The following is a 20,831-nucleotide window of genomic DNA, read 5'->3' on the forward strand; positions in this document are numbered from 1 at the left end:
GCGACTTTCGCCGCAGCATTGAGCGAGCAAGCGGCGCGATTCCTTTAACGAGTTACGCCGCTTTGCGATTAGCGTTTAGCCGTTTTGAAGTCTGCGCAATGGCGCCATGCGTTCAAACGCCATCTCTTTCTGATGCTCTGAGCAAAGCCAGAAATAGCGGGCATCGACTGCATAATTTCGACTCGCTCTTAACGTTTGGGATGAAGTGCGTGCTGTCGGAAACATTTGTCCGGTCTTCAAGAGTTCGACATCAAGTGGGCCGCCATGCCCCCATGCCTCCCAATAGCCCGTTTCTGGGCAAGGCATTCCTGTGCATAAGTTCATGTCGCCGTATTTCTGACGTTTGGCATCGTCGCGTTGCTTGAGTTCAGTGGACGTCAGATACCAACGGGATATCTTAAGTTCTCGAAAATTGTCTGTATTCTCCACCGTTGACCCTACCTGTTCGGGAAGCCGCTTGTAGTCAAACCCCGCATAGACATCGAATTCCGAATTGTCCGGCAAGGGAAAGCGATAATTTAGATGAACGAGATCAGGATCACGTCCGGGAAGTGGCACGTAGGCATAATAATCCAGTGTTTCCTTACGCACTCCATCTATTAGTTCGCCGACCTTTGTTCGGTTGAGGCCAAGCGCATCTTTCAGATTGTCGCGATCGATGTTTACGCGAACATTAGCTTCCAATCTGATTTCGAAAGTTCTGCTACGGTGCTCTTTTGCATTTTCCAGCTTCAAGTTCCAATTAAAGTGCACACCATAGTCAAGATTGCTGAAGGAGTACGTTTTTTCGTCGTCGTCGGGTGGCCCTATTAATTTTGATTGACCGAAGCGTCGTTCGACGTCTTCCAAACTGGTCTTTCCCGCAACCCATAGCGCTCCCAATTTGGCAAGTTCGATTAATCGAGCCCGGCTTTCAGGTGACATGTCGTGCTGGATGAATTGATAGGTTGGCTTTTTATTCTCCATGTCGAACGGCTCCGCCCCCAGTGTTGTTCGTGCTGATGGTAGGGATGTTTGCGCGGCTTGCGCGCGCGTGATAGGCGAATGCGTAAGCGCGGCTGCACCGATTATCAGACATATCGTTAGACGCCTCACCTGACATCCAATAATCTCCCGCATTTTCACCGCAGTAAAAGGCATCATCTTCCCAGGGCCGCCCTCTGTAGCCTTCATTTGTATGTTCGTACACCATATTATCGACATCAATTTGCGCTCCTCCCGCTCCAACATTACGTAATACCTCAGTGGCTTGTTCAAATGCTGCTTGATATTCTTCGGACAGTTCTGCGTCGTTATTCGCAATAGGGATTGGAAACCATTTACTGGTCTTCCACATACCTAGGTACCAAACGTATAGGCCAACTGCCATATGCTTAATGCCCGCGAGCGCGAGCATGTCGTCCGGAATGGGTTGCTGTTTGGCAAGTTCGACGATTCTGGCCGCTTCCCGTTGGCCCCTAACGACGATGCCGGGCCACAAATCAATCTTCGGTGTTTTCGGAAAATTTGCCTTTTGTTGTTGCATCATTGCAAACACCCAAAAGGATTGTTGGCCGTGGCGCGCCTCGTGATAGATTGTATCTACGAAATCCTTTAATGCTTCCAGTGCATCCGCCTTAGGCTGTAATGCCTCTTTTTTTTGGGATTCTTGAAACAACGGTGTAAAGGTAGCGGTATTTATTGAAAGTGCCCATATTCCATTGTCGAAGACACCTTGCGCATCGCCTGTAAGTGCGTCATTTGTAACGATGACATCAGGCATCGCTTCGCTTGGAAGAGCGAACGGGCCTGACTGGCTTGAGGTCAGCGCCATTGACAATACTTGTCGGATTCGTTTCGATAGCTCTTTGAGTACGCTGTCGTTCAATTGAAGCCGCCGTGTCTTCCGGTTCTCACCATTCGGCATGACAGCCTCCCTATCAATCCAAATCGGCGTAATAGTCAGCGTCGGCGTGCCTCTTCCGAAGTAGTTATCTCCCCACTGAATCTGTTCGAGTAAGACCTCCCGGATATCGAGCGCAAATTGACGGATAACCGGAAAGTCGAGGCGCTTCGAGTCTTTCTTGTCCTTCGTGCTATACCGCATTCCCCAGTTATACGGCTGGCACAGCGCGACATTCCAGTCGAACCCCGGCTGGCCTGCTTCGTTTCGCTGAAGCTCGCGGCCATTGACCGGGCTATCTCCCTTCTTTTGACTCACGATAGTGGGCTGTTGTGCTTGATCGGCTGATCGAGTCAGCACGACCGGGAGAATGGCGACCGGGTTTTCCGTTCCGTCATCGTGAAGAATTTCGACTGTTGCCGCTTGCACCCATTCAGCCAGAACAAGCGCCGTTTCTCCCGCATCGGTTGTGCGACCTTTGATAACCTGCCCGTCTTCGAGTGTGATTCGGTACGGCTGGCGCGCGATCCGCAAGCCCGAGCGGTTGTCAACTAACGTGAATGATTCGGCAATCTTCGCGCTCTTGATATCCGTGAGAGGAAGCTTGACCGGCTTCTCTCGTGGCTCGGCTGTCGCGTGACTTGCCGCATGAATCAGGAACTCGCCGTGCGTGAAGCCGCGCAAGCCTTCCGGGCTTATCTCCAACACCGTGCCACCACCGTTCAGCCGAATTCCTTTAACGCCTGTCAGATTGATCCAGCCATCGGTGCTGAGTATTTCGGCATCCTTTTTCGCGACGATCTGCACGCTATCGCTCTGCGCTTCGATGCGGATTTTTCCCGCTGCCGCCGTGAGCGCGATTCCGGCCTTTTGCACGAATACCGCGAAGGTGTTCGCAACGCTGGCGAACATCGAACGCGCCGCCGCGACGCTGAAATTGCGGCCGCTTGTTACAGCAAGGTCGTCGCCGCTCGCCATGTGCATGGTGCCCGCCGCAGTGGCCTGAATCCCCGCAGCGCTCGATACCGTGAGATGCGGCGCGGCGAGTTCGGGGAACGCGTCGGCGTTGTTTTTGATAGCGTTCGCGCTGCCGATTCCGCGTACCTCATCGTTCGCTGCTTTAATCGCTTTGGCGACGTTCGACTGATTACCTGCGTGATTGCCTTCCTCGGCTTGCGCTCCATGTGCTTGCGCGTGTTTCGCTAGCGTCTCGTGGATATCGCGCGCTTGCGTAAGCCGTGCAATCGTCTCGCCCATATCAAGCGCGTGGCCGCTCGCGTCAGGGCGTGCCTCGGTCGTTATCAACAGGCCCTTGGCCGCGCGCGCCGCGCCGTGCCCGTCCGTTCTCAGTTCGAAGCCCGAACCTCTGGCCTCCTGTCTTCCCTTGTTGCCGTCGATGCGCGTGTTAAAGCCGAGGCTTAAACTCGACTTTTCCTGATCGCTCGCTAGCTGTGCCTGTAGCTTTCCGTGAGTGTCATCGAACGCAAGGTGATTCGACGCCGAGCTATTGCCTAGGCTCTGGCTACGCGTGCCGCTGATTGCAGCATTGTGCGGCAGTTCCCACGGCGGCAAGTTGTACTTATCGACCACAAAGGCAGAAATGTACGGACGGTCCGGATCGCCGTGTACGTGCGAGACGATGACCATTTGCCCGGCGCGGGCGGGCGTGACCACGCCCATCTGATTGCCTTGCCATTGCGTCGCGAGCCGTACCCAAATCGACGTCGAGCCATCAAACGTCGCCTGTCGATCCCAGTCGTATTGAATCAGCGCCCGGTTCTTGTCATCGATCCACCATTCATAGTTTCCGTCTTCCTTGTGTGTGGGCGTTACGATGACGGCGTATTCGTTGCCGACATGCGGGCGGGGCGTGACTTGCGGTAAGCGGTAAACCTCGGTCGAGGGTTGAAGTTCAAACGAGGCGTCTACACTGTACTGACGCCATGAACCGGATGACGTGCCGATTTCATTCAAATCGAGTTCGCACGACAGAACAATATATTCACGGTTCGCCGCCTCTTGCGGATAGTCCGCGAGCGTGAAAGTACGGCCTGGCTGAAGGCCGCGCAAACGCCCCTTGCCGTGCGCGCGTAGTCCCTCACAGCGCACCGCCTGAAGCATGACGCGCGCTAGGTGCTGGCCTTCCTCGCGGGCGTCGTTGCTTTTATGTGGGCCGTCATCTGAATCCGGTTTCGCGAACTCGGCGGGCGCGTAGATTTCAATGCGCCCGTTCGCCGTGCCTTGCGTGTCCTCGTATTCTTCGCGAAGCGGCGCATTGCTCTTACGTAGGCGCGGGCGCATGTAATCGTGATCGTTGACGGTCGCCTTGCCTGCCGTGGCCGTATAGGTTACGGACAGTTCGCTAATGTGTTCCTCATCGATGCGCCCATCCGTGCGGTATAGCAGGGTCTCGTATGCGACGCCGTGGTCACGAAAGCCGCCTAGCGTATCGGAGATAACCAGCGTGTGCCCGTGCCGGTTGTGCTCGAACCAGTAGAAGAGACCCCATTCCTCCATAAGCCGCAGCGCGAAATTCCAGTCTGTTTCCCACGCCTGCCGGACGAAGTCGCGCAGCGGATACGCCCTCATGCCGCTCCACGGTCCCGCGATGCGCCAGTCAAGCATCGTGCGGTCGCGCAGCAGTTCTTCGAGAATGTCGGTAACGGACCCTTTGAAGATGCGCGAATCGCGCTCGAGCGTGGCCCACCATACGGAAGGGCGCAACACGAATTCATAAACCGCCGCGCGATCCTCTGCGCAAATGATTCGGGCGGTTGCGATGTTCCCGCCGATGTAGCGTGTATCGGCCCCGATGTTCGCGCGTCCCGTATCGCCTTTCTGCGCTGCGCGGAAAGTTCCGATACCGTCTATCTCGAGGGCAACGATTCCATGCGTCCCGACGACCTGCTGTAAATCGATCTGCGCGGCTTCACTGGGTCTTAGCAGGGCATCGAGATGCTCAACCTCGGCAAGAACGGTATATTCGAACAGTTCGCCAACCGCCTCCCGTCCGCGAATGCTGCGCACGGTTAAAAGGGGCTCCGTGTGTTGCTTACGGTCCGGTCCTCGATAAATCGTCTCTGGCAGTGCAGGACAGTCGAACGTTACTGTTCGCGTTTGAATGCTCCAAGTCATGCGATCCTCACGCGCCGATCACGGTCGCGCCGCATGCAGTCTTATCGCCGATGAAAGCCACCTTTCTCCCGCCGTGCGTGCGTGCGCCTGTCGCGATGATGGGATATGTCCCGCTACACTTCGGGCATTCGGTCGTATGCCCGTCGAGCGCCACTGCGATCCTCATATGCATAAGGTTAGGCGCGGCCTCGATGACCTTGCCACCGTGGTCCGTCCTGTCGCCCAAGCGGGCTACTTCTCGGCCTGTTTCATCTTTCATAGCTTGTCATCCTTATCTGTCGCCGTGTTGAAAGGGAGAAAAAGGCTACGACAAGCGTTCACAGCCCGGCACTTCCGCAACAAAATGTCACTGTCCTATGAATTTGGGTGCGGGGTTTTGTCGCCTTCTGTGCAATCTGATCGCTCGTGGTGGAAGCAGACGCTTCGCGAGATTCTCCGCGCTGGATAGCCGGCCAGACATGGATCTGAACTGATCTCAGAAGGCGATAAAAGCGCATCCGTGCACGTGCTCAGAGTGACGATTTCGTATCCTGCGAAGGCGCAATGCGTGGCGGCGTAAGGATCAACGCGGGCAGGCTACGCATGGAGTCGTAGACGGGGCAACTGCGTTCGCTTGAGGTGCGGCAGCTGCACCGTGAAAACCTCCTGTGCGCGGGCCTTTCCTACGGCTGGCAATGGAAGGACGAAAACGGCAAGCCAAGTGTCACGGATGGACCTATGCACCGAAAAACGCGGGGTGACGGTCACGTATGCGATCAACGGTGAGCCTGTCGAACAGCGCATCGCGCTGCTGGAGACTGCCTGCACCTATGGTGGCACGCGCGCATGGTTCGAATGTCCGCACTGCCGACGACGGGCTGCGCTGCTGTACCTGTCGCGGCAGGTGGCGTGCCGCCAATGCTTCAGTCTCGCCTATCCGAGTCAGTCTGAAGATGCGTTCGGCCGCATGCGGCGCAAGCAACTGAAGATCGAAGTGCGCTTAGCGTCCGGGCCGCGGATCACGGACGCGACGCGCGCTCGGCTGGAAGAGAACTGATCCGCGTGGAACGTGCCCGTAAGAACGCGTTCCTCGCGGCGGCTCGGCGTCTGCTCGGAGATCGCTGGTAGGTGGCGAGCCTCACTCAGATGCGCTCGGATCGCGGTCGATGCGGTTCGGGCGGATTCCATGCGCAAGGTTGCCACGAAATCGGACTGATGGCACAGCGCCGCCCGAGGTTCAGAAAGGTTCAGCTCCAGCACAATGTGGATAACTCACCCGGCGACGACGATGAGCACCGCCGTCGGCAGTCGCATCAAAAACGCAAACGCCGATTCAGCCGAAAGCGCCGACGCCCGCGCAAGCCGGTTCATCCATCACACACGCGAAGTCAGCAGGCGAATGCCCGCCGCGCCGAACACAAGCGCGAGGCACGCATCGAGGCCGCGCTGGATGCGCGTATAGACGCGCCGCGCGGAGGCCATCGAGAAGAGCGCGGCATAGCCGCCGAACACGCACGCGCCGATGCACAGACAGCCCGCGACGACCACGAGCATATGTCCCGGCCCTTCCCCCGCCGACGAGCCGAGCGCCGCCACCGACATCCACACGAGAATCGCCTTCGGGTTGGTGAGATGCAAAAGCGCGCCGCGTGCATAGAGCCTGCGCACGCTTTGTCCCTGCGCATCCGCCGATGCATTGCGCACCGGAGGCTTCAGCGCCGCGCGCCCCGATTTGAACGCGAGCCACAGCAGATATAACCCGCCGCAAATCTTCACGCCGATGAGGAAGCCCGAGTACGCGGTCAGCGCGGCGGAGAGCCCGAGTGCCGCGAGCATCGCCCAGAAGAACGAGCCGGACATCACGCCCGCCGCGAATGCGAACGCCGCGCGCCGGCCCGACGTGCTGGCAATCGACATGATCGCGAGATTGCTCGGCCCGGGACTCGCCGTGCCGACGAAATAAGCCGAGTAGGCAAGGAGCAGATTGGCGCTGAGCAAGGCGTGGCCGTTCATGGCGGTGGCGTCTCCGTTTCGATTTATCGACATTCTGGCCGGAGAAACGCGCGCCAGTCCATGAACGGCTGGCATTCGCGCGGGCAGGCCAGTTCCTTGCGAACCGGCGCGGCGGTGCTATCTTTGAAGGCGCGCAAGGCGCCGCACGTCTCCATCCGATGCACCCTCACACAAGGACACATCATGGCGAAAGTACTGGTTCTCTACTATTCGATGTACGGCCACGTCGAAACGATGGCGCAGGCGATAGCCGAAGGGGCAAGCGGCGTCGCGGGCGCGGAAGTCACGGTCAAACGCGTGCCCGAAACGATTCCCGCCGACCAGGCCGCTAAGATCGGCGTGAAGCTCGATCAGCAGGCGAGCGTCGCCACCGTCGACGAACTCGCGGATTACGACGCGATCATCTTCGGCACGCCGACGCGCTTCGGCAACATGGCGGGCCAGATGCGCACCTTTCTCGATCAGACCGGCGGGCTGTGGGTGAAAGGCGCGCTCGTCGGCAAGATCGGCAGCGTGTTTTCATCGACCGCTTCGCAGCATGGCGGACAGGAAACCACGATCACGTCGTTTCATAACACGCTGCTGCATCACGGCATGGTGATCGTCGGCGTGCCGTATGCCTGCGCCGGACTCACGAACATGAGCGAGATTTCAGGCGGCACGCCCTACGGCGCGACGACGATGGCATCCGCCGACGGCAGCCGCCAGCCTACGCAGAACGAACTCGATATCGCACGCTATCAGGGCAAGCATGTCGCCGAACTGGCGACGAAGCTCGCCGGATAACGATCGACGCCGCGCTCACGCTTCGACGTCGAGCTTCACTTCGTAGAGCGACTTGCCGTTCAGGTCGTGCAGCGAGACCGTCATCGCGCGGCTGACGGGATCGATCTTCGCGCGGCCGTAAAACTGTTGCAGCGACGCGGGCGAGCGGTTCTGCGGATTGTCCTTTGGCACGCTCACGTAGCGCAGTTCCGGACCGAACGTCGTGTCGAGATCGTTGGGTCCGAAGGTGCCCGCGTTGATCGGCCCGCCGACGAATTCCCAGAACGGCTTGAACTCGGTGAACTTCGCGCGCGACGGATCGTAATGCGTCGCCTGTGCGTAGTGCACGTCGGCCGTGATCCACACGACGTTCCTGATGTCCTCCTGCTTGATGAAGCGCAGGATCTCCGCGAGCTCCAGTTCGCGGCCGAGCGGCGCGCCGTTTTCGGCGTTGGCCCATGCCTCGAACGTGCCCTTCGGCACGTCGGGGTTCGCATCGGGGACGACGAGCGAGATCGGCATGTCGCTCGCGATCACCTTCCACGTCGCGCGCGACGCCTTCAACGACGCCTTCAGCCACGCCGTCTGCTGCGAGCCGAGAAACGCCGAATCCGCATCGAGACGGGTCTGTCTGTTCGGCGAGTTCGCGCCGCGATACGAACGCTCATCGAGCATGAACACGTCGAGCAGCGGACCGAACTGAAACCCGCGATACACCTGCTCCGGATCGAGCTGATTGATGCGATACGGGTTGTATTCGAACATCGCCTGCTTCGCGCGCGCTTCGAGCAGATTGATCGAGCGCGTCTGATAGCGCTTCTCCGCGTCGCCGATTTTTTGGCCCGGATACCAGTTGTTGCGCACTTCGTGATCGTCCCATTGCACGAGGAACGGCACTTCCGCGGCGAAGCGGCGCTTGTTCTTGTCGAGCTGGTTGTAGGCGAAGGCCGCGCGGTAGTCGTCGAGCGTCTGCGCGACATGCGACTTGCCTTCGGTGACGATGTTGGTCCACATGGAACCGTCGGGCAGCTTCACTTCCGATTCGATCACGTTGTCCGCGTAGATCTGGTCGCCCTGATGGATGAAGAAGTCCGGCGCTTCGCGGCGCATCGCCTCATAGATGCGATAGCCGCCGAAACGTTCGTTGATGCCCCAGCCCTGCCCCGCTTCATCGCCGGAGAAGACGAACGTGACCGGCTTGTTCGCATCGAGCGATGCGGTGCGCAGGCGTCCCGTCACCGGCTCGCTGTATGCCTTGCCATCGACGAGATCCTGAAAGCGCACGCGATAGAACATGTCGGCGGCAGGCGGCAGGCCGGTCAGATCGACGCGCGCCGTGAAGCCGCTGCTCTCGAGCGCGGCCGGCCCGATGCGTCGCTGGAAGGTATCGAAGCGCTCGCTCGTCGAATACTCGACGATCATGCGCGCCGGCCGGTCCGTGCGGCTCCAGACGATGCCGCTCGTCGCCGTGACATCGCCGCTCATCACGCCGCCGGGCAGTTGCGGACGCGACTTGTCCGCGGTGACGACGGCGGGCGCGACGCCTTGCGCGAGGGCATCGGCGAGACCCGCGCCCGTGAGCGCGAGTCCCGTGCCGGAAACGAGACCCTTCAACAAGGTGCGTCGGGACGGCTTGACGATACGATCCGGCATGGCGAGCTTCCTCTCGGACTTTACGATGGACGAGTGACGCGCTGCGTCGAATCGGCGATGGTAAAGCTTAACGGTGTCGATTTTGTTTCAGCGGACACGATGTGCCCCGCATGATTCGATGCGATCAGCACGCGGCGATTGCTGTAGCGGCTCACCGCGTCCGACACGCGCTCTTCCCAGAAGCGCCAGTTCGTCGCCTTCGTGCGGCCGATCACGATGAGGTCCGCATCGAACTCGCGCGCCGCCTGCGCGATCACGCGCCCGAGCGTCGTGCGCGCGGGCAGGTCCATCGTCACGCACACGCCGTTGATGCTCGACGCGCGTATCGCCTGAAGCGTGCGCTTCTCGACGCCGCGCGCGAGTTCATCGACATGCGCGAGCGCCGCGCCGCAGTCGTACTGCGCGGACGATATCGCCCAGAACGGCGTGCGGTCCACCACATGAAGCGCGGTGAGGCGCGCGTTGCATTCGCGGGCCCGCGCGATGCCGAGCGCGAGCGCGGCATGGCTGTAGCCCGGGCCTACCGCGACGAGAATGTGCTTTTGCATGATGTCGTCTCCGTTCGATGATTCGCGCGATTCAATGCATGCGCCACGTGCGCTTCACGGCATCGATCACGGCGGCTTCGGTGCAGGTCATCATGCCGTCCGCGACCACCGCCGATTCGCAGAGCGTGAGCACGTCGCGTCTCATGCGCTCGTCGCGCACTTCTTCCGCGAGCTGCTGCACGATGCCTGAATCGACTCGACACGCGTCGTCCCACGTGAGATAGGAGCATCGCGTGAGGTCTTCGCAGACCTCGCGCACGACCTCGTGCAACTCGCCTGCATGAAGCCCGAGCCGCGCATAGAAGCCGCGCTTTTCGAGCTCCTCGATTTCCGCACTGCCGATATGTCCGTCAGCGATGAGCGACATCACGACGATGCGCGCGGCCGCGCGGGGACTGTCCGATGGGTAGTGACGCATGGCATTTCTCCTCGATGAAACGTCGTCAACGAAAGGCAGTGCGATGGTTTCGATCGGGACCGCGCCGCCTGGATGCTTCGCATCGTAGGCGTGGACAATGAGCGTCGAATGAGCGTGCGGTGTGCAGTTCGATGTCTGGGCAGATCGAACAAACGCACTTAAAAGCGTTGGCCAGCGCACGACAGTTCACTTTTATTCGCCAGCGTCCGAACGCTGCCGGGGCCTTGCCGGACAAGGCCCGGACGCGTTTCTCCCATCGCCTGGCATAGCCGATGCATAAGGCTTTGCCGTCGCGTCATGACTGCCTGCCACTGTTTGACGCGACCGGGCCGGCCGCCTCGTGCGCCGGCCCGTTTCTTCCGGCGCCGCGGCTGTCGTATCGCGAGTTACCGGCGGCACGCGCAGGCGCCAAGGAGACAACCATGAACAATTTCGATGACGCCTTCGAAGCGCTGATCGGCAGCGAAGGCGGCTACTCGTTCCATCCGGCGGACCCGGGCGGCGAAACGATGTGGGGCGTGACGGCGCGCGTCGCGCGTGGCTACGGTTATGCCGGCGCGATGAAGGACCTGCCGCTCGAACTCGCGAAGCGCATCGCGAAGCAGAAGTATTGGGATCCGCTGCATCTCGACGAATTCGATCCGCGCGTCGCGTTCCAGATCTTCGATGCGAACTACAACGGCGGTCTCGTCGTGCTGTGGATGCAGAAGGCATCGGGCGCGAAGGAAGACGGCAAGTTCGGCCCCGATACCGTCGATGCCGTGAAAGCCGCCGATCCGATGCGCTTCGTTTTGCGTTTCATCGCATATCGATTGCGTTATCTGAAGGGCCTGCATGCCTGGCCGACGTTCAGCCGCGGCTGGACCGATCGCATGGCGACGAATCTTCTCCTGGGAGCAGCATGATGGACTGGACGAAAGTGGCGGCAACCATCGGCGCGAAGGCGCCTCTTCTGGCGGGTCTCATCGGCGGGCCGGTCGGGCTCGGCGTGAGCACGGCGGCGGCGATCATCTCGCATGCGCTTGGTACGCCGAGCGATCCGGATGTCGTCGAGACCGCGCTCAACGATCCCGCCGCGCTCGACAAGATCAGTCAGGCGGAGAACGCGAACTCGTTGCAGTTGCAACAACTGGTGGTGGCGGCGGCGCAGGCGCGCTTGTCGTTCGAGGCGGACATGGCGCGCATCGCGGCGGGCGACCGTGCCGATGCGCGCGCAATGGGCATCGCGAACAAGGACTGGGTGCCGAAGGTCCTCGCGATGTGCGTCACGGCCGGCTTCTTCGGCATTCTGCTGTTGATGGCGCTGCGCGCGTTGCCCGAGCCGAACCGCGATCTCGTGAACGTCGTGGTCGGCGCGCTCGGGACCGCATGGATCAGCATCATCGGGTATTACTTCGGGACGTCGGCGGGCTCGATGCGCAAGACCGAACTGCTCGCGCAACCGAGCGTGCCGATCACATCGGAGACCGCCGTCACGTTGCGCGATCCCGCGCCGTCATCGGCCGGGCGCGATCAGTCCGGCGCGAGCATCGACCATGCACCCCGCGCGTTCGTGCCGGGCGGACAAGGGCCGATCTTCACGGGCGCGTCCTGAGCTTGTTCGCGTCAGAGTCCGGTGCGCGGATCGTAGGGGCGCGCCGGATGATGCGCGATGTTCTCGAACTGCGGCCGGATCGCATCGCTGAAGGTGGTCTTCTGTTGATTGTTCAGGCTGCCGTAGAACTTGAGCCAGGCTTTCGCCGATTGCTCGGACAAGGGCGCGTCCTGCTGCCGGATCTTCTGGTCCAGCGCGTGCAGCGCGGGCAGATCGAGTATCGGCTGCTTGAGCATCGTCTGGATGCGCGCCTGCATCTGGTCCGCGTTCATGCGCTCCGACGAATGGCTCTCGCGCATCGCGTCGAGCGCGGCCTGCCACTGCACTTCCTGATCGGCGGTGAGGTTCAGTTGATCGTGGAGCGTGCGCACGTCGAACGGCTGCACGCGGGCGGGCGCGGCGTTATCCATCGGCAGCGCCTGCGCGTAGACCGGCGCGGAGCCGAGCCCGAGCGAAAGCGCGGTGACGACGGATAACGCCGAGAGCTTGAGAAGCAAGCCCGTGCTGCGTGCCTTGCGCGCGTTCGCCGATGCGTTGAGCTGGGTCATTTCGTTCCCCTTTCCTTTTGTCGATGTGCGGATGTGGTTGACCGGGTGTGTCGCCGCAACCATGGAAAGGAGTGTAGGGAGGGGGAATTAGGTGAGAGTGAGGGCGTGCGTCCGCCGAGCGGCGCTCCCGAAAACCCTCACCTCTGAGCCGTTGACACTCGCCGCAAAGCCTTTGAATACGGGCTTCGGCAGCGTCCAGACCACACGATCCCGAAAACCCTCACCTCAACCCTCAACTCGACGCAACTAGATCACGTTCAACATCGACAACGCCGTCTCCTGCAACGGCTGCAACACGCGAGCGAGCGCGGCCTCGCCCGTTTCCTTTCCGATCGGCATATTCGCCGACAACGCCGCCACCACTTCACCGTGCCGGTTCTTCATCGGCACCGCGATGCCGCGCACGCCCATCTGCAATTGCTGCTCGATCGCGACATAGCCATCGATCCGCGCCTGCCGGATCTTTTCGTAGAGCCTTTCCTTGTTGGTGATCGTGAGCGGCGTGAAGGGCTTGAACTCGGTCGCGTCGAGCCAGCCGCGCACCGCTGTCTCGTTCATGTACGCGAGCATCGCGATGCCGCCCGACATCAGCGCGGCCGGCACGCGCGCGCCGAGCACGAAGCCCGTCGTCATCACGCGCGTCGAACCGTTGCGCGCGATGATCACGAGGTCCCAGTCATCGAGCACGCTCACGTACACCGATTCGTGAATCAACGCGCTCAACTGCTGCAGGTACGGCTGCACGATCCGCGGCAGCCGCGCCGACTCGAAATACGACCAGCCCATGCGCAGCACGCGCGGCGTCAGGTTGAAGAGCTTGCCGTCGGTCTGCACGTAGCCGAGATGCGCGAGCGTCAGCAGATAGCGGCGCGCCGCCGTGCGCGTGAGGCCGGTGCGCATCGCGGCCTGCGTGGGCGTCATGCGCGCGTGCTGATCGTCGAAGGCTTCGAGGATCGCAAGGCCCTTCTCCAGACCGGCGATCCAGTCGCGTTTGTCGAGTTCCGGTTTAGTCATGCTGATATGCTTGTTTAGTTATGGATCGCCAAGTGTTTCGGCGCTCGAGCATAGCCTTTTGCTAGTGCTAACCCCCAAAGTGATCGATTATCGGACACACGCGTACGATAATCGCGCAAAATTTATCATAAAGCGTTGATCCAAAGGGGTTGCGCTCTTATTCTCCAATCACTTTCAGAGCGACGCGAAATTCGGGTGTTTCAAACGCCCCGCCGCTCGACCAGGTTTCAGGCTCAACTCCATAAACCCATTGTTCGGAGACATCTCTATGGCTAGCCCCAAGGAAGACGCGCACAGCGGACGCCAGGCGAAGAAGGCCACCGCGAGCGGCTGGATCGGCTCGGCGCTGGAGTATTACGACTTCTTCATTTACGCCCAGGCAGCAGCACTCATTTTCCCGCAATTGTTCTTCCCGTCGGGCAATCCGAAGGTGGCGATCATCGCGTCCCTCGCGACGTACGGCGTGGGTTACGTCGCCCGTCCGATCGGCGCATTCGTGCTCGGCCATCTGGGCGACACGCACGGCCGAAAGAACGTGCTGCTCATCTGCATGTTCCTGATGGGTTTCTCGACGATGGCAGTCGGCCTCCTGCCGACGTATCACAGCGTCGGCATGCTGGCTCCGGCGTTGCTCGTCGTGCTGCGTCTGGTTCAGGGCTTCGCGGTGGCGGGTGAAATCTCCGGCGCAAGCTCGATGATTCTGGAGCATGCGCCATTCGGACGCCGCGGCTACTACGCGAGCTTCACGCTGCAGGGCGTGCAGGCCGGCCAGATTCTCGCCGCCGCCGTGTTCCTGCCGCTCGCCACGTTCATGCCGGAAGACATGTTCAACTCCTGGGGCTGGCGCATTCCGTTCCTGCTGTCGGCGTTCGTGCTGGTCGCGGGCTACATCATCCGGAAGGAAGTGCATGAAACGCCGGCGTTCACGTCCGAAGAGTCGCACGGCGATCTGCCGAAGTCGCCGATCAAGGAAGCGTTCGCCAACAGCACGCCCGACATGATCCGCGTCGTCTGCATGGCGCTGATGAACGTGATTCCCGTCGTCGCGACGATCTTCGGTGCGGCGTATGCGGTGCAGTCCTCGTATGGCATCGGCTTTCACAAGAGCGTGTATCTGTGGATTCCGGTGGTCGGCAACATCGTCGCGGTGCTGGTGATTCCGTTCGTCGGCAACCTGTCGGACAAGATCGGCCGTCGCCCGATGATGATTGGCGGCTCGCTGATCTCCGGTGTGCTGGCGTTCGCGTATCTCTATGCGATCAGCATCCACAGCGTTCCGCTCGCGTTCCTGATGTCGCTTCTGATGTGGGGCGTCGTGTATCAAGGCTACAACGCGATCTTCCCGAGCTTCTATCCGGAACTGTTCCCGACTCGCTCGCGTGTTTCGGCGATGGCGATTGCGCAGAACATCGGCACGACGATCACCGCGCTGCTGCCCGCCCTGTTCGCAGCGGTTGCGCCCCCGGGATCGAACAACATCCCGCTGACGGTCGGCGCGATTGCGTTCGGCGTGACGGTCATCGCGGCGATCGCGGCTTACTCGGCGCGTGAGACGTATCGCATCCGCCTGAACGATCTGGGCAAGAAGGACGCCGTGCCGATGAGCGAGCAGGAATATGAGCGTCTGCGTGCCGATTCGATTTCTGTGGACAAGGTTGCGAAGGCCCGCCACGCGTAAAGGTGACCGTGTTGGAGTGATTTGCCGGGCCCTTCGGGGCCCGTTTTTTTTGCGCGCGGCGGGCATTCGCATCTTCACCCCGCATCGCGATAACATGAATGCCCTCTCATCGATGACGCAGAGGCATGAATGTCCGCCTTCAACGAACGCATCCTCAACGGCATCAGCGTGTTCGCCGCGATCGTCGATGCGGGCACCTTCGCCGCAGCGGGCGATCGGCTCGGCATGTCGCAGCCCGGCGTGAGCCGTGCGATCGCGCGCCTCGAAGCGCGCCTGAAGATTCGTCTGTTCGATCGCACCACGCGCAGCGTCGCTCTCACCGACGATGGCCGGCGCTTCTTCGAACACGTGATGCCGCATCTCGCGGGACTGGAGGAAGCCGCGGCGACCGCATCGGAGGGCGCGACGGCCGTGCGCGGCCGCCTGCGCGTGAATGTCGATCCGATCTTCTCGCGGCTATTGCTCGGCCCGAAGCTCGATGCGTTCCTGAACGCGCATCCCGATCTGCAACTGGAACTCATCACGAGCGATCGTCTCGGCGACATCATCGCGGACGGTTTCGATCTCGCCGTGCGCTTCGGCGAGCCGCGCGATTCGAGCCTTGTCGCGCGCAAGCTGCTCGATACGCCGGTGCGCACCGTCGCCGCGCCCTCGTACATCGAGCGGCACGGCAAGCCCGCGACGCCGCAGGCGCTCGCTGACGATACGCACATCTGCATCGAGTTTCGCGATCCCGAAACGGCGCGGCCGTTCGCGTGGGAGTTTCATCGCAAGAAGAAGCGTCTGACGGTGCAGACGCGCGGCCGGCTGACGCTCAACGATCCCGGCACGATGTTGAGCACGATTCTCTCGGGCTATGGCATCGCACAGATTCTGCTGCTCGGCCACGAACATCTGCTCGCCGATGGCAAGCTCGTCGATCTTTTCCCCGACTGGCCCGACGAGCGCTTCCCGCTCTATGCGTTTTATCCGTCGCGGCATCATCCGCCTGCGAAGACGCGCGCGTTTCTCGATCTCGTCATCGCGTTGACGGACGCGAGTTGAACGAAACGGGTTAGCGCAATGCTTTCTCGAACCAGTGATCCGCATAGGGCTCGTCGCTGAACGCGGCAACCTCGACATAACCCGATCGCCGATACAGCCCGACGGCCTCCGTGAGCGCCTTGTTCGTTTCGAGACGCAGGACTTTCGCGCCGCTCTGCCGCGCGTGCCTTTCGGCTTCTTCGAGCAATCGGCGTCCTACGCCCAGTCCGCGAGCGGCCTCGCTCACCCACATGCGTTTCAACTCGGCCGGAGCCGCGCCGTGAAACTTGAGCGCGACACAGCCTACCGCCGCGCCGCGAAGCCTCGCCACGATCAGCGCGCCCTGCGGCGCGGTCAGTTCACGCGCGTCGGCTGAGAGGCTGAGTGACGGATCGAAGCCCGCATCGAAGCGCGCGTTCAACTCGGCGAAGTATTGATCGATGCACCATCGCGCATCCTCGCTCGTCGGATCTTCGATCTCGAAACGTATCAGCGACGGCAGCAGCAAGCGCTCGACTTCTGCCATCGCCGCGATCAGCCGCCGGCGCTGCGCCTCGTTCAACGGCGCCAGCATGCCGCCCGCGACGGCATCGGAAAGCCGTTCGAGTTCCTCGCGTTCGGCGCGGCCCGCTTCGGTGAGGCTGGCGCGGCGCACCCTGCGGTCTTCGGGACTAGACTCGATCGCGACGAGACCCTGCCGCTCCAGCGCGGCGAGCGTGCGGCTCAGATAGCCCGAGTCGAGGCCGAGGCGCTCGCGCAGCACGCGAAGATCGACGCCCTGAGCCCCGATCTCCCAGACGAGCCGCGACTCGCCCATCGGACGGCCGCGCCCGAGAAAATGATCGTTGAGCGCACCGATGCCCTCGGCAACGGTGCGATTGAAGCTGCGAATCCGGTTGATGTCGGTCGGGCTCATGTCTCTGACTCTAGTCAGAGAATCAACCGGCGTCAATCCGAAATCACGTCACAGCGTGACAGGCTTTTCACTGCGCGCGCTTTCGATGATCGCCGCAAGCGTCGCGGCATTGTCGAGGCTCACTTGCGCGTAGTACTCGATCGCGGCGGCGTCGCGCGTCTCGATCATGCGCGCGAAGCTTTCCGCCGCGAAAAGGAAACCGCTGCCCACATCGGACGCGACCGGCTCGAACGGAACCGAATTCGGAATGCCGCGACGCACGCGCATCTGGCTCGGCAGATAGCCGTATTGATCGCCGGCCGTCTGCGCGCTCGTGTGATTGAGATACTCGGTGTCGATCGTGCCCTGCGAGCCGATGATCGTCGCGTAACGATGATTCGCCGCATCCATCGAGCACGAGACCTGCGCGCGTCGGCCATCGGCATAGACGAGCGTCGCCATGAGACTGATGTCGACCTTGCTGTCCGCCCACGTCGCGACCGCATCGACGCGCTGCGGCGCGCTGCCCATCACGAGCCGGATGAGGCTCAGCGGATAGCTGCCCGCGTCGAGCAGCGCGCCGCCGCCGAGCTCGGGCTTCATGCGGATATTCGCGCCGGGATTGCCCACCGTGAAGCCGAAGCTCGCCTGAATCGCGCGCACCTCGCCGATCGCGCCTTCGCCGATCAGCGCCATCATCGTGGCAGTCTGCGGCTGGAAGTAATACGGGAACGATTCGAGCAGCATCACGCCGTTGCGATCGGCGGCCTCGAACATGCGCACGGCTTCGTCGCGATCGAGCGCGAGCGGCTTTTCGCACAGGATGTGCTTGCCGCGATCGGCGGCCTTGATCGCCCATTCGGCATGCAGGCTGTTGGGCAGCGGAATATAGACGGCATCGATATCCGGACTCGCGAGCAGCGCGTCATAGCTGCCGAACCATGTTTCGATGCCGTTCGCTTCCGCGTAGGCTTTCGCGTTATCGTCGCTGCGGCTCGCGACGGCGACGACGCGCACGCGCTCGCTCGGCCTGACATCACGCGTGAATTGCTTTGCGATGTTCGCGGCGCCGAGAATGCCGAGGCGCAGAACGGATGAAGCTTGAGTGGAAGACAAGGCGGGCTCCTTGAGTTTGTACCAAATGGTTCATCCTCGAAAGGTAACACATTCGCCCATGCGTCAGGGCGCGCACCGGTCGGGGCGAACCTTCGTGCCGCGCCGGTCGGCGGGCACGTGGCAATTGTCGACGCGTTGCTCGTCGCTCGCCTTGTCGCCCAGACGCTCTTTCAGAGTCTTGGGCTCGGATGCCGCGGCCGGAGCGGCAGCGGGCGCGGCTGCATCGGCCGCAAGCGCGGCGCCGGTCCACGCTGCACATGCGCACAAGAGGACAAACTTCTTCATGATAGGCCCGGCATGAAGGGATGAAACGACAAGCTTCGTCGCGCACGAGACATGCGACGCCCCGCTTCTTGCGCTTTCATTCACGCATGCATTCCGCTGACGATATCCTTCGCGTGCGCCGTCGATGCAACCGCGCGCAAGCCGCGCACTCGAACGATGAGCCCGCTCGCATCGTCGCGATTCGTGATGTCGAGCGTCGCGTGATGCCGTTGCGCGACGCGCAGCGCGATCGCGAGTCCGAGGCCGCTGCCATGCCCCGATGTGCCGACGCAGCGATAGAAACGGTCGCATACGCGGCCGATCTCGCTCTCCGGAATGCCCGGGCCGGAGTCGAGCACGGTCAGCGCGATGCCTTCCGCTTCGCGCCGCAAGGTCACGTCGACGCGGCCGCCGTGCGGCGTATGGCGGATCGCGTTGTCGAGCAGGTTGTTCACGAGCACGGAGAGCGCCTGCACATCGCCCATCACGGTGAACGCGTCGTGCTCGTCGCGCGCCTGTTCGAGTTCGAGGCCGAGGTCGATCGAGCGGGCTTCGGCCAGCAAGGAGAAATCGCTCACGCGTAGCTCGCACAGCGTGCGCAGGCTCATCGGCGCGATGGCCGCCTCGCGCGCGGCATCTTCTCGCGCCATGCTGAGCAGTTGCTGCGCGAGGTGGATGAGCCGGTTTAGGCGGCCATCGATTTTCGCGAGCGTCGCGGGATCGACCTGAAGCGAACCGTCGCCGATTGCGCCCTGGATTTGCAGCTTGAGCGCCGTGAGCGGCGTGCGCAGCTCGTGCGCGGCGTCCGCGACGAACGTTCGTTGCGCCTGCGACGCGTCGCCCAGTCGCGCGAGCAGGTCATTCAATGCATTGACGAGGGAATGCAGTTCGACGGGCATCGGCTTGTCGAATGCAATGGGTTCGAGCGACTCCGGCGAGCGCGCGGCGAGCGATTGCGACAGCCAGCGCACCGGCGAGAGCCCGCGCGCGACGACGAACAGCACGATCACGACGATCACCGGTATGAGCAACGCGAGCGGCCAGATCGTGCGCAGCGCGAGCGAGATGGCGAGGTCGTCGCGGATGTAATAAGGCTGGGCCACCTGCACGAAGCGGTCCGGCTGCGCGACACCGAACGCGCGCCAGCGAAAGCCTTCGCGCTCGGCGGATTCGAAGCCGACGCCAAAGCGCGGCAGCGCGGGCTCGCGCGGCGAGTGATAGATGAGCCGGCCCGAGCGGTCCCATATGTCGATGACGAGCCTGTCATCCGAAATGCCGTGCAGTTCGTGATCGCGGCCTTGCGCGACGTCGTCGGCGTTGATGTTGTGCGGCAGCGAAAGCGCGACGGTGCGCAGCTCGTAATCGAAGAGCTCGCCCGCTTCCAGCCGCGCAGTGCTGAATATGCCGACGCCCGCGATCACGCACGCGACGCCGAGGCCGCAAATGAGCCATCCGAGCAGCCATCGGCGAATGGATGTCATCCGATCCTCTTCAGGCGATAACCCACGCCGCGCACCGTCACGATCTCCTCCGCGCCGATCTTGCGCCGCAAGCTGTGCACATGGACTTCGATCGCGTTGCTGCCGACTTCCTCGCCCCAGCCGTACAGCTTCTCTTCGAGCTCCGAGCGGCGAAACACACGCGACGGCTCTTCGATCAGCGCCTGTAGCAGCGCGAATTCGCGCGGCACGAGATTGAGCGCGACGCCGCCCTTGCTCGCTTCGTGCGCGGCGGGATCGAGGGACAGCTCGCCGTGCGAATACACCGGATGCTTGTGACCCGTGCGGCGTCGCAGAAGCGCGCGCACGCGTGCCGCGAGCTCGTCGAGATCGAAGGGCTTCATCAGGTAGTCGTCCGCACCGGCATCGAGGCCGCGAATGCGGTCGTCGACGGCATCGCGCGCGGTCAGGATCATCACGGGCGCATTGCCGCCGTTCTTGCGATAAGTGCCGAGCACGTCGAGGCCGTCGCGCTTGGGCAGATTCAAATCCAGCAGCACGAGGTCATATACGCCGTTGCCGAGCGAAAGCTCCGCGGCCCGGCCGTCCTGCGCCCAGTCCACGGTGTAACTCGCGCGGCGCAACGCGGCGAGCACGGTCTCCGCGATCATCTCGTCGTCCTCCACCAATAACAGGCGCATGCGCTTTCTCCAGGCTCGAACAGGGGCCCACCGATTCTCCGGCCTGCATGCTTAAGCGCCACTTAAGCTTTGCGCGGTGCCGCACATGGTGGCCCCGTTATCGGCATTGCGCGCGTCCTGCTTAAGCATTGCATAAGCTTCGTCCCCGCACTATACCGTCGAGCGC

General features: G+C 61.9%; 20 protein-coding genes. 6 read left to right on the plus strand and 14 right to left on the minus strand.

The window, feature by feature from the left end:
• Nucleotides 1-75 precede the first annotated feature (75 nt).
• Genes QCE73_RS33070 through QCE73_RS33080 form a run of 3 tightly spaced genes read right to left on the minus strand, consistent with a single transcriptional unit; the run spans nt 76 to nt 5,276 of the window.
• Nucleotides 76-966 carry a hypothetical protein gene (locus tag QCE73_RS33070; protein ID WP_309885179.1) on the minus strand — a complete coding sequence of 297 codons (891 nt, stop codon included), beginning with the start codon at nt 964-966 and terminating at the stop codon, nt 76-78.
• Nucleotides 956-5,017 carry a type VI secretion system tip protein TssI/VgrG gene (locus QCE73_RS33075; protein ID WP_309885180.1) on the minus strand — a complete coding sequence of 1,354 codons (4,062 nt, stop codon included), beginning with the start codon at nt 5,015-5,017 and terminating at the stop codon, nt 956-958. The genes QCE73_RS33070 and QCE73_RS33075 overlap by 11 nt, the downstream gene beginning before the upstream one ends.
• A 7-nt stretch (nt 5,018-5,024) precedes the next feature.
• Nucleotides 5,025-5,276, minus strand: a complete 252-nt coding sequence (locus QCE73_RS33080) for a PAAR domain-containing protein (RefSeq protein ID WP_309885181.1) — start codon at nt 5,274-5,276, stop codon at nt 5,025-5,027.
• Between the two features lie 477 nt (nt 5,277-5,753).
• On the opposite strand from QCE73_RS33080, the gene QCE73_RS33085 reads away from it, so the two are divergent.
• Nucleotides 5,754-6,053, plus strand: a complete 300-nt coding sequence (locus QCE73_RS33085) for a hypothetical protein (protein ID WP_309885182.1) — start codon at nt 5,754-5,756, stop codon at nt 6,051-6,053.
• A gap of 317 nt (nt 6,054-6,370) precedes the next feature.
• Here the strand turns inward: QCE73_RS33085 and QCE73_RS33090 are convergent, their stop codons facing one another.
• Nucleotides 6,371-7,009 (minus strand): LysE family translocator, encoded by a 639-nt coding sequence (locus QCE73_RS33090; RefSeq protein WP_309885183.1) that lies wholly within the window; start codon nt 7,007-7,009, stop codon nt 6,371-6,373.
• A gap of 183 nt (nt 7,010-7,192) precedes the next feature.
• Here QCE73_RS33090 and wrbA point away from each other — a divergent pair, with 183 nt between their 5' ends.
• Nucleotides 7,193-7,795 carry an NAD(P)H:quinone oxidoreductase gene (gene wrbA, locus QCE73_RS33095; RefSeq protein WP_238293595.1) on the plus strand — a complete coding sequence of 201 codons (603 nt, stop codon included), beginning with the start codon at nt 7,193-7,195 and terminating at the stop codon, nt 7,793-7,795.
• Between the two features lie 15 nt (nt 7,796-7,810).
• On the opposite strand, the gene QCE73_RS33100 is transcribed toward wrbA, so the two are convergent.
• From QCE73_RS33100 to QCE73_RS33110, 3 genes are read right to left on the minus strand one after another with little or no spacing between them, the layout of a single operon-like run.
• The gene (locus tag QCE73_RS33100) at nt 7,811-9,427 is read right to left on the minus strand and encodes an alkaline phosphatase D family protein (protein WP_309885184.1); all 1,617 of its coding nucleotides are present in this window, start codon (nt 9,425-9,427) and stop codon (nt 7,811-7,813) included.
• A gap of 20 nt (nt 9,428-9,447) precedes the next feature.
• Nucleotides 9,448-9,975, minus strand: a complete 528-nt coding sequence (locus QCE73_RS33105; protein WP_309885185.1) for a universal stress protein — start codon at nt 9,973-9,975, stop codon at nt 9,448-9,450.
• A gap of 31 nt (nt 9,976-10,006) precedes the next feature.
• Nucleotides 10,007-10,393, minus strand: coding sequence for a hypothetical protein (locus QCE73_RS33110; protein WP_035502822.1), 387 nt, complete (start codon nt 10,391-10,393; stop codon nt 10,007-10,009).
• Between the two features lie 422 nt (nt 10,394-10,815).
• Between QCE73_RS33110 and QCE73_RS33115 the strand changes: the two genes are divergently transcribed.
• Nucleotides 10,816-11,298, plus strand: a complete 483-nt coding sequence (locus QCE73_RS33115; protein WP_035502886.1) for a glycoside hydrolase family 108 protein — start codon at nt 10,816-10,818, stop codon at nt 11,296-11,298.
• A complete protein-coding gene (locus QCE73_RS33120; RefSeq protein ID WP_309885304.1) occupies nt 11,298-11,987 on the plus strand; it encodes a hypothetical protein in 690 nt (229 codons plus the stop codon). The genes QCE73_RS33115 and QCE73_RS33120 overlap by 1 nt, the downstream gene beginning before the upstream one ends.
• Nucleotides 11,988-11,998: 11 nt before the next feature.
• On the opposite strand, the gene QCE73_RS33125 is transcribed toward QCE73_RS33120, so the two are convergent.
• Both QCE73_RS33125 and QCE73_RS33130 read right to left on the minus strand, forming a co-directional pair.
• Entirely contained in the window at nt 11,999-12,535 is a 537-nt protein-coding gene (locus tag QCE73_RS33125; protein ID WP_309885186.1) for a periplasmic heavy metal sensor, read from the minus strand.
• 246 nt (nt 12,536-12,781) lie between these two features.
• Nucleotides 12,782-13,549: an IclR family transcriptional regulator C-terminal domain-containing protein gene (locus tag QCE73_RS33130; protein ID WP_035502817.1), complete on the minus strand. Its 768-nt coding sequence runs from the start codon at nt 13,547-13,549 to the stop codon at nt 12,782-12,784.
• A 268-nt stretch (nt 13,550-13,817) separates the two neighbouring features.
• On the opposite strand from QCE73_RS33130, the gene QCE73_RS33135 reads away from it, so the two are divergent.
• Together QCE73_RS33135 and QCE73_RS33140 are read left to right on the plus strand one after the other, a co-directional pair.
• On the plus strand, nt 13,818-15,227 hold the full coding sequence (locus QCE73_RS33135; RefSeq protein WP_035502815.1) for an MFS transporter: 1,410 nt from the start codon (nt 13,818-13,820) through the stop codon (nt 15,225-15,227).
• Between the two features lie 129 nt (nt 15,228-15,356).
• Complete coding sequence (locus QCE73_RS33140; RefSeq protein WP_309885187.1) at nt 15,357-16,271, plus strand: LysR family transcriptional regulator; 915 nt, start codon at nt 15,357-15,359, stop codon at nt 16,269-16,271.
• Between the two features lie 10 nt (nt 16,272-16,281).
• Here QCE73_RS33140 and QCE73_RS33145 read toward each other — a convergent pair whose 3' ends face one another.
• The 5 genes from QCE73_RS33145 to QCE73_RS33165 all read right to left on the minus strand — a co-directional run bounded on the left by QCE73_RS33145 (nt 16,282) and on the right by QCE73_RS33165 (nt 20,665).
• The gene (locus QCE73_RS33145) at nt 16,282-17,166 is read right to left on the minus strand and encodes a bifunctional helix-turn-helix transcriptional regulator/GNAT family N-acetyltransferase (protein ID WP_309885188.1); all 885 of its coding nucleotides are present in this window, start codon (nt 17,164-17,166) and stop codon (nt 16,282-16,284) included.
• Between the two features lie 48 nt (nt 17,167-17,214).
• The gene (locus tag QCE73_RS33150; protein WP_309885189.1) at nt 17,215-18,261 is read right to left on the minus strand and encodes a Gfo/Idh/MocA family oxidoreductase; all 1,047 of its coding nucleotides are present in this window, start codon (nt 18,259-18,261) and stop codon (nt 17,215-17,217) included.
• Between the two features lie 63 nt (nt 18,262-18,324).
• Nucleotides 18,325-18,546, minus strand: a complete 222-nt coding sequence (locus QCE73_RS33155; protein ID WP_309885190.1) for a hypothetical protein — start codon at nt 18,544-18,546, stop codon at nt 18,325-18,327.
• An 80-nt stretch (nt 18,547-18,626) separates the two neighbouring features.
• Nucleotides 18,627-20,006, minus strand: coding sequence for an ATP-binding protein (locus QCE73_RS33160; protein WP_035502806.1), 1,380 nt, complete (start codon nt 20,004-20,006; stop codon nt 18,627-18,629).
• Complete coding sequence (locus tag QCE73_RS33165) at nt 20,003-20,665, minus strand: response regulator (RefSeq protein WP_035502804.1); 663 nt, start codon at nt 20,663-20,665, stop codon at nt 20,003-20,005. Before QCE73_RS33165 ends, QCE73_RS33160 begins: the two co-directional genes overlap by 4 nt.
• Between the last annotated feature and the right edge of the window lie 166 nt (nt 20,666-20,831).

This window comes from Caballeronia sp. LZ029 (assembly GCF_031451275.1).
Classification (GTDB): domain Bacteria; phylum Pseudomonadota; class Gammaproteobacteria; order Burkholderiales; family Burkholderiaceae; genus Caballeronia; species Caballeronia jiangsuensis.

Coding starts and splice junctions, on each gene's coding strand:
- QCE73_RS33070 (WP_309885179.1), bottom strand. CDS start 966: ATGGAGAATAAAAAGCCAACCTATCAATTCATCCAGCACGACATGTCA.
- QCE73_RS33075 (WP_309885180.1), bottom strand. CDS start 5,017: ATGACTTGGAGCATTCAAACGCGAACAGTAACGTTCGACTGTCCTGCA.
- QCE73_RS33080 (WP_309885181.1), bottom strand. CDS start 5,276: ATGAAAGATGAAACAGGCCGAGAAGTAGCCCGCTTGGGCGACAGGACG.
- QCE73_RS33090 (WP_309885183.1), bottom strand. CDS start 7,009: ATGAACGGCCACGCCTTGCTCAGCGCCAATCTGCTCCTTGCCTACTCG.
- wrbA (WP_238293595.1), top strand. CDS start 7,193: ATGGCGAAAGTACTGGTTCTCTACTATTCGATGTACGGCCACGTCGAA.
- QCE73_RS33100 (WP_309885184.1), bottom strand. CDS start 9,427: ATGCCGGATCGTATCGTCAAGCCGTCCCGACGCACCTTGTTGAAGGGT.
- QCE73_RS33105 (WP_309885185.1), bottom strand. CDS start 9,975: ATGCAAAAGCACATTCTCGTCGCGGTAGGCCCGGGCTACAGCCATGCC.
- QCE73_RS33110 (WP_035502822.1), bottom strand. CDS start 10,393: ATGCGTCACTACCCATCGGACAGTCCCCGCGCGGCCGCGCGCATCGTC.
- QCE73_RS33115 (WP_035502886.1), top strand. CDS start 10,816: ATGAACAATTTCGATGACGCCTTCGAAGCGCTGATCGGCAGCGAAGGC.
- QCE73_RS33120 (WP_309885304.1), top strand. CDS start 11,298: ATGGACTGGACGAAAGTGGCGGCAACCATCGGCGCGAAGGCGCCTCTT.
- QCE73_RS33125 (WP_309885186.1), bottom strand. CDS start 12,535: ATGACCCAGCTCAACGCATCGGCGAACGCGCGCAAGGCACGCAGCACG.
- QCE73_RS33130 (WP_035502817.1), bottom strand. CDS start 13,549: ATGACTAAACCGGAACTCGACAAACGCGACTGGATCGCCGGTCTGGAG.
- QCE73_RS33135 (WP_035502815.1), top strand. CDS start 13,818: ATGGCTAGCCCCAAGGAAGACGCGCACAGCGGACGCCAGGCGAAGAAG.
- QCE73_RS33140 (WP_309885187.1), top strand. CDS start 15,357: ATGTCCGCCTTCAACGAACGCATCCTCAACGGCATCAGCGTGTTCGCC.
- QCE73_RS33145 (WP_309885188.1), bottom strand. CDS start 17,166: ATGAGCCCGACCGACATCAACCGGATTCGCAGCTTCAATCGCACCGTT.
- QCE73_RS33155 (WP_309885190.1), bottom strand. CDS start 18,546: ATGAAGAAGTTTGTCCTCTTGTGCGCATGTGCAGCGTGGACCGGCGCC.
- QCE73_RS33160 (WP_035502806.1), bottom strand. CDS start 20,006: ATGACATCCATTCGCCGATGGCTGCTCGGATGGCTCATTTGCGGCCTC.
- QCE73_RS33165 (WP_035502804.1), bottom strand. CDS start 20,665: ATGCGCCTGTTATTGGTGGAGGACGACGAGATGATCGCGGAGACCGTG.